Source organism: Streptomyces sp. Pv4-95 (assembly GCF_045782725.1).
Lineage (GTDB): Bacteria > Actinomycetota > Actinomycetes > Streptomycetales > Streptomycetaceae > Streptomyces.
The window spans coordinates 2,015,192-2,029,759 of record NZ_CP127172.1; the positions used below are offsets into that span (position 1 = coordinate 2,015,192).

The window sequence follows — 14,568 nt, forward strand, 5'->3', positions numbered from 1 at the left end:
TGGTCGGAGGCCGCATCAGTAGGGAGGCCGGAGATACGAAGCCCGCACCGGGCGGGCGCCGGCGCCTCCCGGGCGAGGGTTCGCGGCGTCGGGCCGGTCGTTCGGCGCACTCAGTTCAAGCCGGCTCCGCAGACGCTGCAACCCCCTGAGAACCTCCGTGCGGTTGCGGGCCGACTTCATCCAGGCCGGCAGCCGGTCGAGCATACTCATGGCCGGGTATCCGGCACGTTCGCGAAGGCGGGCGGCCACGTACGCCTCGAGTACGTCGACATGACGGCCGTTGTAGGCCCACAGCAGCTCGTTGCAGCAGGGTGTCTGCAACCACAGAGGCTGCTCGAAGAACGGATCGTCGGGGCCGCCGAGCGTCGCCGCGATCAGCGCGTTGCCCTTGCGCTCAGCGGTCCATTCCTTTGTCGTGCCGCAGAGTTGGCACACCAGGCGTCGCGGCCGGAAGTGCATTTCCGTCCAGTAGCGCAGCTCCGGCAGGTCGGGCCTCGGTACGACGACGGCTCGCCCGCCACATCCGGGGCACAGGACATGAATGAGGTCCGAGTACGCGGACAAGCGGTGGCGCGAGTCGAGATGCCGCCGGCCGTCCCCTCCTGATTCGGTCACACTCAAACCTCCCACATGGCCCTGCCCTGCGTCCTGGCCTGTCGCGGTGGACCGTCAGCCTGCACTGTCCTCGCGTGTGGGAGGACTCGGCAGTCGGCGGATCCGTACGGGCGATGGTGGGGGCCCATCGCCCCGTACGGCACTCGGCGCTGCCGATCCGGCCTGACCATGCCTGGCCTGACCCGGCCTGCCTGGCCGCCCATCGGCTACGACGCCGAGACCGACAGCCGCTCAGCCTCCCTTCCTCTACACGGCCGGCCGCTCCGCCGCGCATCAAGCCGTTCCACGCTCTTGTCGAGAGGTGACCGGGCTGCGGTTCAGCCCGTCCCGGTGAGCGCTGCTCGGGTTGGTCGGAAGTCGGCTCGGCCCTTCTCGTAGACCGTGAGGCCGCGCGACAGGTGGAGCGGGACGAGAAGCAGTTCCACGATGAGGGCCTTCCAGGCGTAGACGAGGTTGACGGCCTTGGTGGCGTAGACGCACGGGATGTTCAACAAGACGGTGCCGACCGGGAGTTTGCGTCGGCGGGCCGCATAGATCAGGGGTGGTGTCGTCAGGAGAAGTTCGGCTCCGGCCCACCAGACGAGGACGATCGGGAGCGGCTGATCCGTTGTCGCGGCGGCGACGAACGGCGTCGCCCACCAGAGGGGCGCGGTGAGGATCTCCAGGAGGGCGAGCAGAACCCAGAGGGCGAGCAGGGGCTTGTGGGTGATCAGCCTTCCGAGGTGCAGGCGCACGTTCTGGCAGAAGCCGGCCATCCAGCGCCAGACCTGTTTGCGCAGATAGGTGAGGTCCTCCGGGTCGGCTGCCAGGGCGACGGCGTCGGAGACGTAGACCGCCTTTCTGCCCGCGATCTGCTGGGACCAGGTGTAGTCCATGTCCTCGACGATGGTGCGTTCGGGGAAGCCGCCGAAGGAGACCAGATCGTCGCGGCGGAAGACGGAGCAGCAACCCGAGCAGACCATGGGGCTGTTGGCGCGGGCCTGGATGGGGCGATGCCAATGAAAGCCGAAGAGGTACTCGGTGGACCGGCCGCGTTCCCAGATCGTGTGGGTACGGCGGGTGCGGACCGTGCCGGCGGCGACGGATACCCGGGGATCGTCGAAGACGGGGAGGACGGTTTCGATGTAGTCGGGCGCGAGGACGGTGTCCGCGTCGACGGCCAGCACGAGGTCGGTGGTACAGAGCGGCAGAGCGTAGTTCTGCGCCTTGGCCTTGCTGCCGAGGTTGTCCGGCGGACGGAGAACGGTTACGCCGTGTGATGCCGCTACCTCGCCCGTACGGTCGGTGGATGCGTCGTCCACGACCAGGATGCGGTCAGGCGGGACGGTTTGCGCCGCGAGGGACCGCAGGGTGGCCGGCAGCCCTTCCTCCTCGTTGTGAGCGGGCACGATGACGGTGACGGTGTGCATGCTGAACTCCCCCTGTGGTGCGGAACGCGGCGGCTACGACAGCGATCAGTCCGATCACGCCGTAGACGAGAGTGCTGATGCCGATGAACGGCAGTCCTCCGTGCATGTCACCGAACGTAGTGGGGTCCGCGCGAAGACGGTTCCGGAGGCCGCCTCCTGTGGATAAGTGAGGGAGGAGCAGGCAGGGGGTGCAGTCGCACGCACCCCCCACGGTGCGTCACCGGGGCCTGGAGAAAACAGAGTTGAGGCAGGGGAGCTCACGGGAGTTGGCGCAGGTCGGGGGTTCGAGGAGACTGCTCGCGTCCGACTCCTCACACGGCTCTCGGCCGGCTCATCCACGGCTCTCGCCCGGTTCACGCACAACGACGCCGGCCGCCGCGCCCCGTGGGGGCGAGCGCGGCGGCCGGCGTGTGGTGCTGCGGTGTTGCGTCTCTTGTTACTCGACGACCTTGAGCAGCTTGTTGGGCGTGCCCTCGCTCGGGTTGGTGATCTTGTCGGCGGTGGCGCCCTCGGTCAGGGCCTTGGAGACCTGCTCGGGGGTGGCGTCCTTGTGGCCGGCCAGGTAGACCGCGGCGGCACCCACGACGTGCGGGGTGGCCATGGACGTACCGGAGATCGTCTTCGTGCCGTCGTCGCTGTCGTTCCAGTCCGACGTGATGTCGGAGCCGGGAGCGTAGAGGTCCACGACGCTGCCGAAGTTGGAGAAGTCGGACTGCTCGTCCTTGTTGGTGCTGGAGGCGACCGTGATGGCCTCCTTCACCCGCGACGGCGAGCCCTGGCCGGCGTCGCTGGACTCGTTGCCGGCCGCGACCGCGAAGGTGACACCGGCGGCGATCGCCTTCTGCACGGCCGCGTCGAGCGCCTCGTCCGCGCCGCCACCGAGGGACATGTTGGCGACCGACGGGCCCTTGTGGTTCTTGGTCACCCAGTCGATGCCGGCGACGACCTGCTCGGTGGTGCCGGAGCCCTGGTCGTCCAGCACGCGGACGGCCACGATCTTGGCCTTCTTGGCCACGCCGTGCTTCGCACCGGCGATGGTGCCCGCGACGTGCGTGCCGTGCCCGTTGCCGTCCGTGGCGTCCTCGTCGCCGTCGACGGCGTCGAAGCCGGAGGCGGCGCGACCCTCGAAGTCCTTGTGCGTGGTGCGGACTCCGGTGTCGATGACGTAGGCGGTGACGCCCTCACCCGCGCTGTCGGGGTAGTTGTACTTCTTGTCGCCCTCGGTGTCCGCCTGGTCGATGCGGTCCAGGCCCCACGACGGCGGGTTGTCCTGGGTGCCGTCGATGTGGAACTTCTTGTTCTGGACGACCTTGTCGACGGCCGGGTCCGCGGCGAGCTGCTTGGCCTCGTCCTCGCTCAGACCGGTCGCCGAGAAGCCGTCGATGGCCGACGAGTAGTTCCGCTTGACCTTGCCGCCGTACTTGTCGGCGAGGTCACCGCTCTCGGCGGTACGGATCGACTTCTTCAGCATGACGATGTAGCTGCCGTTCACGGCGCCCTTGGCCTCGGCACCGTAGATCTTGCCTTCGGCAGGAGCGGCGCCGGCGGTGACCGCGGTGACGGCCGCGATGCCGGTGGCGGCGACCGCGGCGGTTATCGCCGTAACGAGCCGCTTCTTGCTGGAACGCTTGTGAGCCATTGCGAGGGTTCTCCTCGTTCGTGGTGTGGGGGGAAAGCGTTGCGCAATAGCCCGCGAGGACCGGAAGATCTCCGCGAGCTGGCTCGAAACCCTGTCTGATTGACGGGTCCAATTCAAGGCCAGCCCGGCCGTGTGACATAGACAACAAGATTGCTTAATTACAAAGGGCCGCAGAACTGGACAAACGAACAGCCCAAGTTGAACCGGGAAGACTCAACTCCCTTTACATTCGTGCAACAGAAGGTGATGTCACGCGAAGTGAGCGCGGGATTACCGAATTTGATGTGTCAGGCTCGCGCCTCGTAAGAGGCGTGGAATGAGCGGACGTAATTGGGCGAGGCCGACCGGAGTTTCGGAGGTCCCGGTCAGGAGGCTGCGAAGCACGCTGCGGGGGTTTGTGGTTCACCGCGGTTCGGTGCAGCCCGGGCGGTCGGGTCCGGTGCGGCCCGGGTAGTCGGGTGCGGTGCGGCTCGGGCAGTCGGGTGCGGTGCGGCTCGGCCGAACGGGCGGCTGCCTCGGGCGCGTTCCTTTGCACTCGGCGTGCGCCCGACTCGACTTCCTTCGCGTCTACCGCTGGTAGCGAGCCAGCACCAGATTTCCGTCCCTGACCAGTCGCCTGCGCAGCTCGCCCAGGCCGATCGCGCCGCTGTAGTACTCCTGGAGGCCGGGTGTGGCCACCTTGTCCTTCCATTCCGAGTAGCCGCGGACGGACTGGGCAGGTGCGGGCCGCAGGGAGTCCGCCAGCGCGGTACCGGTCGCCCAGTCGTACTTGGACACCCGCAGCGCCGGGGCCTTCAACGCCTCCCGACCTGTCGGCAGCATCCAGTCCCCCAGCGCCAGCCGGACCATGTTCGAGGGCTGGAGGAGGAAGTCGATGAAGGCCATCGCTTCCTCCTTGTACGGGCAGGCGTCGGCGATCGACAGCGTCTGCGGGCTGACGCCCTGGTCCAGGGCGGTGCCCTTGGGGGCGGGCAGCACCGTCCAGTCGAAGCCCTCCGGCGCCTGCTGGGCGATCTGCTGACGGTAGGAGAACCCCAGGGGCACCATGGCGTAGCGTCCCGCGAAGAAGCCGGGCAGGGTGTCGGAGCCGCCCATCCCCAGGGTCGTGCGGGGCGCGCTGTGGTCGACGTTCACCTGGTCGTGGACGGCTCTCGGCACCACCTGGTCCACGGCGTCGAACCGCACCTCCACCTTGCCGTCGGGGCGGCGGTGGAAGACCTGGCCGCCCGCGGACAGGGAGAGGTTGAGCGTGGCGGAGACCGGCTCCTTCAGCGGCCAGGCGACGCCGTACTTGCCGTCGCGGGTCAGCTGTTCGGCCGCGTCCGTGAACTCCTCCCAGGTCCAGGGATGTTCAGGGGAGGGGATGCGGACGCCGGAGCGGCGCAGGAGGGTGCGGTTCGCGATCAGGACCCGCGGCTCCTGGAGGAACGGGATGCCGTGGATCCGGCCGTCGAACGTCCCCATCTCCCAGCTGTGCCGGGGGATGTCCCGCCGCAGCCGGGTGGGCAGCAAGGTGGTGAGATCGGCGAGGTCGCCGCCGTAGGCGAAGTCCGCGAGGTCGTCGGAGGCGTCGTGGATGATGTCCGGCGCCTCGCCGCCCTCGAAGGAGGTGAGCAGTTGGTCGTGGACGGTGGGCCACGCGCCCTGGACGTACTGCACCTGGACCTTCGGGTGCCGCGCGTTCCACTCGGCGACGAGCTGCTTGTTGGCCTTGATGGAGTCCTGCTGCCAGGCCAGTGACTGGAAGCGCAGGGTGATCCGGCCGCCCTTCGCCCGCCGCGAGTCGTCGGAACAGCCGGGCAGGAGCGCCGCGGCGGGCAGCGCGACGCCCGCCACGAGCAGGCCACGCCGGGGGAAGCGGGCGGGCGGACGCGGGCCGGGGTCGGCCGGCGGGGAACTCTCCGGTGCCGCGGAGTCGTCGCGCATCAGCTTTTCACCGCCCCGGCCAGCATTCCGCCGGTGATCCGCCGCTGGATGACGGCGAACAGCAGCAGGCTGGGAAGCGTGGCGAGGAGTGCGGCGGCGGCGAGCGGACCGAGATCGGCGACGCCCTCCGCCCCGAGGAAGTGGGTCAGCACCACCGGCAGTGTCTGCTTTCCGGGCGACTTGAGCAGGACCAGGGCGAAGAAGAACTCGTTCCAGGCGGTGATGAAGGCGAACAGGGCGGTGGCGATGATGCCCGGTGCCAGCAGCGGCGCGGTGACCGAGACGAGCGTACGGACCCGGCCCGCGCCGTCCACCGCGGCGGCCTCCTCCAACTCGGGCGGCACGGCCCTGACATAGCCGGTCAGCATCCACAGCGCGAACGGCAGCGACCACACCACATAGACCATGACCAGACCGATCCGGGAGTCCACGAGATGGAGGTTCTTCAGGATCAGGAACAACGGGATGATCACCAGCACCAGCGGAAACGCCTGGCTGATCACGACCCAGCCGGTGGCCGCCCGCGCGAAGCGGTTGCGGTAGCGCGCCAGGACGTACGCCATCGGGGTCGCCAGCACGATCGCGATCACCGCCGAGACGGCCGCCGCGAGCAGGCTGTTGCCCGCCGCCTCCAGCAACGGCTGCTGCGCGAAGGCCTGCCGGAAGTTCTCCAGGGTCGGCGCTTCGGGGATCCACGTCGGATGGATGCTGCCCAGCTCGCGCGGGGGCTTGAAGGCCGTGGAGATCAGCCAGAGGAAGGGGAAGGCGAGGAAGACGAGGTAGCACAGCAGCGCGGCGTACTGTCCGGTGCGGCCCGCGGTGCGTTTGATCGTCGGCCGGCGCCGGCCGGCCGGGCGGCGCTCCGGGGCCGGCCGTGACGGCGCCCCGGCCGGCTGCTGCGGTGGTCCGCTCACGTGGCTGACACGGCTCATGTCTGGTCGTCCCCCTTCAGCCGGCCGGCCAGGAAGACGGCCAGCAGGACCGAGATCACCGCGACCATCGCCAGGCCCATCGTGGCGGCGTACCCGAACTGCCCGTAGCGGAAGGCCTCTTCGTACGCGAAGAGCATCGGCAGCCGGGTCCGGCCGCCGGGCCCGCCATCGGTCAGGACGTAGACCAGGGCGAAGGAATTGAAGTTCCAGATGAAGTTGAGCGCGGTGACGGCGAGCGCGATCGGCCGGATGGCGGGCCAGGTGACCGTGCGGAAGCGGCGCCACGCGCCCGCACCGTCCATGGACGCGGCCTCGTGCAGTTCGTTCGGGACGTTCTGCAGGCCGGCCAGCAACGAGACGGTCGTCTGCGGCATACCGGCCCACACGCCGACGACGATGACCGCGGGCAGCGCCGTCGCCAGACCGCTGAGCCAGTCCCGTCCGTCGGCCGCTCCGGCCAGGCCGAGGCTGCGCAGCGTCTCGTTCAGGATGCCGGCGTCCGGGTGGTAGACCAGCCGCCACATGATGCCGATGACGACCTCGGGCATCGCCCACGGCACGATCGCGAGCGCGCGGGCCAGCCAGCGCAGCCGCAGATTCAGGTTGAGCAGCAGCGCGAGACCGAGTGCGAGGAAGAACTGCGGGACGGTGACGCCGACGGCCCACACCAGGCCGATCCGGAAGGAGTCCCAGAACAGGGAGTCCTGGAACAGGTCGGAGAAGTTCAGCAGCCCCACCCACTGGGTGGGCCTGGTCCGCCCCGACTGCGCGTCGGTGAACGCCAGGCCGATGCCGTACAGCAGCGGTCCGACGCTCAGCACCAGGATCGGGATCAGCGCGGGAAGCACCAGGAACCACGCGCCGTGGTCGCGGCGTGGTCCCGCGGCGCGGCGCGAGCCCGCTGCGGTTGACCGCTGTGGCGCGGTCGCTCGGGTCACGGCAGAGGCTCCTTCAGGGACGCGGCTCGGTCCGGCGCCCGCGACGCGGCACCCCGGTCTGCTCAGTGCGGACGGCGGTCTCGGCTCCTGCGACGAAGCGTGGGTACGGCGGTCGGCAGGGCCATGGGCGAGGCGTGGGCAGCGGCATGGGCGTGACGTTCCGAGGCCGGTGTGCCCGGCCCGGGGCATGTCGTCGGCGTCCCCCGGTCGGTGCGGTCGACGCACACAGGTGGCGCGTCAGCCCGTCCGTCCCCCTCGCGTCTCCCCCTTCCCCCGTTCCCGGCAGCCATGGCCGGGCCTCGCCCCGTGGTGCTCTGTTGTCGCTCCCGTTCCCTCCCGTTGCGCGCGCGGGAGGCACATTGACGCAGGTGGTCGCCGTCATCGTCGTGACGGCCGCGACCGCAGTCAAGCTTCCGGCCCGATTTCCCTACCGGGATCTGCCCGCCGGGCGCCTTCCCCCGACCTGCGACACTGGTCGCGATCACGCACCGCAGGAGGCACCACGATGACCGAACCGAGCCCCGGCGCCTTCACCGAGGCCCGCGCCCGCGACGTCCTGGCCGCGGCCGGACGGCCCGAGGCGGCTGCGGACGCGAGGTTGCTGTCGCTCGGCGAGAACGCCGTCTTCGCGCTCGGCGACAGCGGCCCGGTCGTACGGGTGGGCCGCAGCGCCGAGCTTCTGGAGCGCGCCGAGCGGGAACTGGCCGTGGCCCGTTGGCTGGAGGCCGAGGACGTGCCGGCGGTACGCGCCGCCGAGCCGGTGGCCGCCTTGGTGGACGGACATCCGGTCACGTACTGGCGGCGCCTGCCGGAGGCCGTCCGCCCCGCGGGGCCCGGCGATCTCGCGGCACTGCTGCGGCGCGTCCACGCCCTGCCGGAGCCGCCTGTCACGCTGCCCCGGCGCGAACTCCTCGGCGGGGTGGAGCGCTGGCTGCGGCTGGCCGGGGACGCCGTATCGGCGCAGGACGCGGAGTATCTGCGCGGCCGGCGGGACGCGTTCGCGGCGGCTGCCACGGCACTTGAGCCGCACCTCCCGCGCGGCCCCATCCACGGCGACGCGCTGACCCGCAATGTGCATGTCGGCCCCGACGGCCCGGTCCTGGTGGACCTGGAGACCTTCTCCTCCGACCTGCGCGAACACGATCTCGTCGTCATGGCCCTGAGCCGGGACCGCTACGGCCTGGCCCCGGACGCCTACGACACCTTCGTGTCCGTCTACGGCTGGGACGTTCGGGACTGGGAGGGCTGCGCGGTGCTGCGCGGCTCCCGGGAGACCGCGAGCTGCGCCTGGGTGTCCCAGCACGCGCCCGGAAACCCGGCGGCGCTCAAGGAGTTCCGACGCCGCATCGCCTCGCTGCGCGAGAAGGACGCGACGGTGCGGTGGTACCCCTTCTGAGGGGACGGCAGAGCTCCCGGAGCGGATCTCTGCGCCCGGCCGCCCGCAAACGGCCCCCAGGGCGTGCCCTGTGCATCAGCGCGGGCCCCGGGCCGCGAACTCTCGCCTCGCCCCGGGACGACGGCACAGCTACGGACGCGGCCTACCGGCCCACCTGATACGGGATCAACGGCCAGGCGGGCTCGACTATCGCGCCCGGGTCCCCGGAGCGCCGCAGATACGCCTGGAACGAGGCCGCCTGCTCGGCCGCAGCCTCCTCCTGGAGTGCGTGCAGGGCGCGCGGGGACGGGATGGCGACGGCCGGGTACTTCTCCCCGATGCGCCGGGCGACGCCGGCCGCGGCCGCAGCGTCGGCACCCGCTTCGTGTGCCCCGTCCAGCCGGACGCCGTAATGCCCGCAGAGCGCCTGCAGGGCGCGCTTCCCCTTGCGGTAGCGGTCGACGTGCTTGTCCAGGACCAAGGGGTCGATGACCGGTGCCGGGGCGCGCCCCAGCCGGTCGGAGAGCGTCGCTACGCCATGGCGGCGGCACTCGCGGTCCAGCAGCGAGAGGTCGTAGCGCGCGTTCATCACCACCAGGGGAATGTCCGCCTGCAGGGCGTCGGCCAGTGACCCGGTGATTTCCTCTATCGCGGTCGCCGGCGGCCGGCCGTGCTCGCGGACATGGGCGGTCGAGATGCCGTGAATGGCCGCCGCCTCGTCGGGAATCGGGACGCCGGGATCGAGCAGCCAGGACTGCGTGGCCGCCGCCCGGCCGTCCCCCTCCAGCCGGATCAGCGCGGCGGTGACGATGCGGTCCTGCTCGACGTCGGTGCCTGTGGTCTCCAGGTCGAAGCTGACCAACAGCTCCTGATGCCAGCTCATGGCGGCCTCCTTCAGTGGTACATCCCCCGTTGCTCGGACACTCTCGCACGCACCACTGACAATGCCCGGCCGTCCGCCCGCGCAAGGCAGCGAACCGTCCGCGGCACGAGGCAGGCGGCACGCGGCACCTCGCGACGGCACGAACCCGCCATCGCCGCCGCACGGCCCCCCGGACCGCCCGCCGCGCCTAGGCTGACCGCCATGGACCTACGGCTGGCAGGACAGGGCGCGCTGGTGACGGGCAGCAGTTCGGGTATCGGGGCGACGATCGCCGAGACCCTGGCCGGAGAGGGATGCGACATCCTCGTCCACGGCCGGGACGCGGCGGCAGCGGCGGCCGTCGCCGAGCGGGTCGCGCTCCACGGCGTACGTGCCGAGGTCGTGCTCGGGGATCTGATGGAACCGGGGGTGGCCGAGCAGATCGCGGTCACCGGACGCGACTTCGGGGCGCGGATCCTGGTCAACAACGCGGGCCCGTTCACCGAGCATGACTGGGACAGTGCCCGTCCGGCCGACTGGCGGGCCGCGTTCGAGGGGAACGTCCTGCCGACGGTCCGGGTCACCCAGACCCTGCTGCCGTCACTGCGCTCCCATGGCTGGGGCCGCGTGATCACCATCGGCAGCCGGGCGGTACGGACCCCGCTGCCCCATATGGCCACGTACTCCGCGGCCAAGGCGGCCGTCGTGAACATGACCACGAGCCTGGCCCGGCACCTCGCGGGCACCGGGGTCACCGCGAACTGCGTGAGTCCCGGGGTGATCATCACGCCGTCCCTGCAGCGCATGCTCGAACAGCGCGGGGAACACGGACAAAGCGGGGATTCCCGGCATCCCGTGGACCCGGCCGACGCGGACCTCGACGGCGGTCCCCGGGAGGCCGCGCTGGTCGCGGAGTACGCGCCCAATCCCACCGGCAGGCTGGGGCGCCCGCAGGACATCGCGGCGGCGGTCGCCTACCTCGCAAGCCCTCTCGCCGACTACGTCAACGGCATCGAACTACGCGTCGACGGCGGCATCACGGGGACCTCGTAGGCCCCCTCGGCACTCCAAGGGAGCGGGCTCGCAATCCGTTCCCGATCCCGCGGCTAGGAGACCGGACGGGAGTCGGCCCACATGCTCTCGAACTCCTCGCGGTAGGTCTGGAACAGACCGTGCTCACCGCCGCGGCCGTCCCTGGCGTCCTGCCGGACCACCTCGCGCCCGCCGCCGCGCAGGACGAGGACCGGCACCTCCATGCCCCGGCTCTTGCGGAGGTAGGTCTGCACGACGGCGACGCCGTCCGGGCCGTCCCCGTCCACGAGGTACGCCGTGAAGCGCGGCGTCTCGTCGAAGACCTGGATCTCGAACGCGCCGGGGTCGCGAAGCCTGGCCCGCACCCGCCGCATGTGGAGGATGTTCATCTCGATGGAGCGGCTCATCTCGCCCTTCTTCAGGCCGATTTCGCGCTCGCGGCGGCGTACCGCGCTGCTGGCGGGGTTGAGGAAGAGCAGGCGGACGCGGCACCCGGACTCGGCGAGCCGCACCAGTCTGCGGCCGGAGTAGTTCTGGACGAGGAGGTTCAGGCCGATGCCCACGGCGTCCAGTCGGCGGGCGTCTCCGAAGAGGTCCTCCGCGGGGAGCTGGCGCTGCAGACGCACCCGGTCGGAGTGGACCCCGATCACGTCCGCGTAGCGGTCCCCGACGAGGTCCTCGACGGCGTCGATGGGCAGCCGGCCGGAGATGCGGGTGCCGACGCCGGAGCCCAATATGTCCAGCAGCCGGGCGGACGCCCGCTCCGCCTGGGCGAGGACCGTCTCGGACAGGGCGCGGTTGCGCGAGACGATGTTGCGGGCGACCTCCAGCTCGTCCAGCGCCAGCTCGACGTCGCGGCGGTCGTCGAAGTACGGCTCGAAGCAGGGCCAGTGCTGGACCATCAACTCCCGCAGCTGCGGGAGCGTCAGGAAGCTGACGATGTTGTCGTCGGCCGGGTCGAGGAGGTAGCCCTTGCGTCGGCTGACCTCGCGGACGGCGACGGCGCGCTGGACCCATTCCTGCCCGGCGGGTCCGGCCGCGGCGATGACCCATTCGTCGCCGTGGACCGGCTCGTAGATGGGGCGCAGGACCGCCGCGACAACGGCCCGCAACCGCTGCTCGACAAGATTCAGCCAGATATAGGCGCGGCCGGCCCGGCGGGCGCGGGTGCGCACCTCGGTCCAGGCGTCGGCGCCCCAGTCGAGTTCCGCACCGATCTCCAGTGGTCGTGCCAGGGACACCGCGCCGGGCGGTGCGTCGACGGAGCCGCCCTCATGACCCTCGTGACTCTCGTCACCAGGGGGCAACTCCAGCCCGCCGCTCACCTGCCACCGCCTTCCGAACCCCCGTGCCCAACGATCAAGGCAGACTACTGCGGTGCGGGAGACGGTGCAGCAGGATGGGTCGAGACGTCTACCAACTCCCCTTATTCATAGTGCCCGTTGTGCCCGGAAAGAGCGGGGGGCGTGAGCGGATTCATAGCCGTGACGTCGCGCGGAGCCAGCTGGAAGCCCTGCCAGTGGACGGGCATGGGCTCCTGGTCCTCATCCCTGGCGATGTGGTGGAACCCGATGTTGACCCACGCGATGGGGTGTTTCAGCGGCTGCCCGTTGACCCAGGTGTCGACGCTCTTGCCCGCGCGTGCCCCGCAGTTGGCCAGGTTGTTGCTGGCGAACTGCTCACATTTGTTGTACTCGGTGAAGTAGACGTCGTGTTTGGTGTACCCGCGCCCCGTGTACTTGCTGGTGGCGCCCGGCACGATCTCGTACGAGCGCCGATGGCCGTCCTTGTTCCTGCCGGTCGGGCTGACCACCCGCCACCAGCGCATCCGCCCGGCGTCCCCGGCCAGTTCCTTGGTGACGGGCTTGCTGGTGGTGCGGATGGTGGGGGTGCGGCCGCCGGGGCGGGTCGTGGTCGTGGAGTCGAACTGCTCGACCTTGTTCGCCGTGGAGCCGTCGAGGCCGAAGTTCAGCCGCCAGAAGACGTTGTGGCTGTGGCTGGTGGCGTAGTCCTTGGCCCCCTTGCCGAGCGGCATGCCCCGGCCGTCGCCGGCGTCGTAGTCGGTGGGAGAGACCGTACCGGTCGCGCCGACCTGCATCGTCATGGTGCCGTCGCCGGCGAATCGCCACTCGGTGATGTACTCGTACCAGCCGACCTTGTTGACGGTGTAGAGCAGCAGGTCCTTGCCTTGGAGCTGGTAGGTCTTGGTGCCCTCCCCGGGGTAGCCGCCCATGCGGTAGGCGTGGCCGCGGGCGCGGGTGGTGGCACACAGGCCGCTGACGTTCGGATGCGCCGGGTCCCAGGCCCCGGGCACCTTGACGGTATTGATCGTGCCGCCGGGGCATTCCGCGGGCGCGAGCTTCATCAGCCCTTGGGCGAATCCCTGACCGGTGAGGTCGTCGTACTCGTTGCCGCCGTCGTCGTAGGGCACGTGGATCTGGGCGAGTTTGGCGGTGGTGAGCACCTTGATCGGGGTGCGCTCGCCCTTGGGCTGGTAGGAGACGTTGTCCAGGACGAGGCCGGCGTTGCCTTCGTAGTGCCAGCACATGCGCCAGACGGTGCCGCCGTCCAGGACCTGGGTGATGCGGTAGGCGGCGCTGCAGCCTGCCGCGGGGGCGGGCGCCGCCTCGGGGGCGGCGTGCGCGGCCGGTCCCGAGAACAGGGCGGTCGCGGCGAGCAGCAGGGGTGCCGCGGCGAGGGCCGCGGTGCGGCGGCGCGTGCGGCGGCGGACCCCGCCGCGGGCAGGGCCGGATGGGCTTTCGTGCATGCGGAGGCTCCTGTACGGCAGATGCGGACGGAAGTGGCCGGTGGGCGACGCACGGTCCCGCCCGGCCGGGCCGGTCGGCTCCCGGTCGGGCGGGGCCGCACGGTCAGCCCAGGCGGGCCACGGTGCGGGCGCTGAGGTCGATGACGAAGCGGCGGGTGTCGATCCACCGGCCGTTGTCGGCCTTCGTGAAGAGGCGTACGCAGCGGTGCGCGCCGCAGTCGCCCAGTGCGCCGGGTGCGTCGCCCTCGGCGCGGCCGCGGTAGACGAAGCCGCTGACGGTGAGCTGGTCGGGGTCGGTGAGGTCGCGGCCGGCCGTGTCGCGGTAGTCCTGGCGCAGGCCGGTGCCGAGGGGCGCCGCGATCAGCAGCCTGGCCGCTTCGACGGCCTCGGCGTGGCTGGGCGGCGGCTGGACGCCGTGTTGGCTGTCCGTCGACTCCACCTTCGAGGTGGTGAGGTTGACGGTCCTGGTGAGGTAGGCGTCGTTCCTGTAGTCGTACAGGGTGACGTTCGCCCTCCTGGGCGGGTCGGCGAGGGCGGCCTCGTCGGGGCCGAGCTCGGCCAGCTCGGTGATCAGGTGTTCGGGTCCGGGCTTTCCGGTGACGTTCTCGGCGTCGGCGCGCAGGGTGCGCGGCAGCGCGAGGTCCCGGGCCCGCCGGAGCTCGTCGTCGGTGAGCGGGTCCCGGCCCTGACCACGCTCCCCCTGGGCGCGGGCCCCTTCGACGACGCCGGGCGCCGGTTTCCCCTCCTCGCCGGCCGCCGCCCGGCCGGCCGCGGCGGAGGCGGACGGGTCTGCCGCTCGGCCGGCGGCGCCCGCGTCGGCGGGAAGGGTGAGGGCGGCCATGGCCGCGGTACCGGTCAGTGCGATGGCCGCACCCGCCACTAACTTGCCGAGGTGGCGGTGCATCAGTTGGCGCACGGATTCCCCCTGCTGTCACGTTCCGTCACACGCATATAGGTCCCCCATCGGTCCCCCAGTAGGACGATCCGACATCGCGACAGGTTGCCCGCCTTTCGGCGAAGATCCTGCGAAATCCGATAGGTGTGCGGCAAGTTGGGGAAGTATTCCCATTCGG

General features: G+C 70.8%; 12 protein-coding genes. 2 read left to right on the forward strand and 10 right to left on the reverse strand.

Annotation, left to right across the window (positions count from 1 at the left end):
• Positions 1-15 precede the first annotated feature (15 nt).
• The 6 genes from QOM21_RS09075 to QOM21_RS09100 form a co-directional block, all read right to left on the reverse strand.
• Entirely contained in the window at positions 16-615 is a 600-nt protein-coding gene (locus tag QOM21_RS09075; protein ID WP_407549240.1) for a hypothetical protein, read from the reverse strand.
• Between the two features lie 317 nt (positions 616-932).
• Entirely contained in the window at positions 933-2,024 is a 1,092-nt protein-coding gene (locus QOM21_RS09080; protein WP_407549241.1) for a glycosyltransferase family 2 protein, read from the reverse strand.
• A gap of 436 nt (positions 2,025-2,460) precedes the next feature.
• Positions 2,461-3,663, reverse strand: a complete 1,203-nt coding sequence (locus QOM21_RS09085) for a S8 family peptidase (protein WP_407549242.1) — start codon at positions 3,661-3,663, stop codon at positions 2,461-2,463.
• Positions 3,664-4,230: 567 nt separating this feature from the next.
• Positions 4,231-5,589: an ABC transporter substrate-binding protein gene (locus QOM21_RS09090; protein ID WP_407549243.1), complete on the reverse strand. Its 1,359-nt coding sequence runs from the start codon at positions 5,587-5,589 to the stop codon at positions 4,231-4,233.
• Positions 5,589-6,521 carry a carbohydrate ABC transporter permease gene (locus QOM21_RS09095; protein WP_407549244.1) on the reverse strand — a complete coding sequence of 311 codons (933 nt, stop codon included), beginning with the start codon at positions 6,519-6,521 and terminating at the stop codon, positions 5,589-5,591. The genes QOM21_RS09090 and QOM21_RS09095 overlap by 1 nt, the downstream gene beginning before the upstream one ends.
• Positions 6,518-7,459, reverse strand: a complete 942-nt coding sequence (locus QOM21_RS09100) for a carbohydrate ABC transporter permease (protein WP_407549245.1) — start codon at positions 7,457-7,459, stop codon at positions 6,518-6,520. Before QOM21_RS09100 ends, QOM21_RS09095 begins: the two co-directional genes overlap by 4 nt.
• A gap of 505 nt (positions 7,460-7,964) precedes the next feature.
• Between QOM21_RS09100 and QOM21_RS09105 the strand changes: the two genes are divergently transcribed.
• A complete protein-coding gene (locus tag QOM21_RS09105) occupies positions 7,965-8,855 on the forward strand; it encodes an aminoglycoside phosphotransferase family protein (protein ID WP_407549246.1) in 891 nt (296 codons plus the stop codon).
• A 142-nt stretch (positions 8,856-8,997) separates the two neighbouring features.
• On the opposite strand, the gene QOM21_RS09110 is transcribed toward QOM21_RS09105, so the two are convergent.
• On the reverse strand, positions 8,998-9,717 hold the full coding sequence (locus QOM21_RS09110; RefSeq protein WP_407549247.1) for an exonuclease domain-containing protein: 720 nt from the start codon (positions 9,715-9,717) through the stop codon (positions 8,998-9,000).
• Between the two features lie 201 nt (positions 9,718-9,918).
• Here QOM21_RS09110 and QOM21_RS09115 point away from each other — a divergent pair, with 201 nt between their 5' ends.
• Positions 9,919-10,749: an SDR family NAD(P)-dependent oxidoreductase gene (locus QOM21_RS09115; RefSeq protein WP_407549248.1), complete on the forward strand. Its 831-nt coding sequence runs from the start codon at positions 9,919-9,921 to the stop codon at positions 10,747-10,749.
• 53 nt (positions 10,750-10,802) lie between these two features.
• Here QOM21_RS09115 and QOM21_RS09120 read toward each other — a convergent pair whose 3' ends face one another.
• The 3 genes from QOM21_RS09120 to QOM21_RS09130 form a co-directional block, all read right to left on the reverse strand.
• Entirely contained in the window at positions 10,803-12,053 is a 1,251-nt protein-coding gene (locus QOM21_RS09120; RefSeq protein WP_393893562.1) for an SAV2148 family HEPN domain-containing protein, read from the reverse strand.
• A gap of 101 nt (positions 12,054-12,154) precedes the next feature.
• A complete protein-coding gene (locus QOM21_RS09125; protein WP_407549249.1) occupies positions 12,155-13,495 on the reverse strand; it encodes a copper amine oxidase in 1,341 nt (446 codons plus the stop codon).
• Between the two features lie 103 nt (positions 13,496-13,598).
• Positions 13,599-14,411: a Tat pathway signal sequence domain protein gene (locus tag QOM21_RS09130; RefSeq protein ID WP_407549250.1), complete on the reverse strand. Its 813-nt coding sequence runs from the start codon at positions 14,409-14,411 to the stop codon at positions 13,599-13,601.
• Between the last annotated feature and the right edge of the window lie 157 nt (positions 14,412-14,568).

Excerpts from the sequence above, each read along its gene's own strand:
- QOM21_RS09080 (WP_407549241.1), bottom strand. The coding sequence starts at position 2,024 with ATGCACACCGTCACCGTCATCGTGCCCGCTCACAACGAGGAGGAAGGG.
- QOM21_RS09085 (WP_407549242.1), bottom strand. The coding sequence starts at position 3,663 with ATGGCTCACAAGCGTTCCAGCAAGAAGCGGCTCGTTACGGCGATAACC.
- QOM21_RS09090 (WP_407549243.1), bottom strand. The coding sequence starts at position 5,589 with ATGCGCGACGACTCCGCGGCACCGGAGAGTTCCCCGCCGGCCGACCCC.
- QOM21_RS09095 (WP_407549244.1), bottom strand. The coding sequence starts at position 6,521 with ATGAGCCGTGTCAGCCACGTGAGCGGACCACCGCAGCAGCCGGCCGGG.
- QOM21_RS09105 (WP_407549246.1), top strand. The coding sequence starts at position 7,965 with ATGACCGAACCGAGCCCCGGCGCCTTCACCGAGGCCCGCGCCCGCGAC.
- QOM21_RS09110 (WP_407549247.1), bottom strand. The coding sequence starts at position 9,717 with ATGAGCTGGCATCAGGAGCTGTTGGTCAGCTTCGACCTGGAGACCACA.
- QOM21_RS09115 (WP_407549248.1), top strand. The coding sequence starts at position 9,919 with ATGGACCTACGGCTGGCAGGACAGGGCGCGCTGGTGACGGGCAGCAGT.
- QOM21_RS09125 (WP_407549249.1), bottom strand. The coding sequence starts at position 13,495 with ATGCACGAAAGCCCATCCGGCCCTGCCCGCGGCGGGGTCCGCCGCCGC.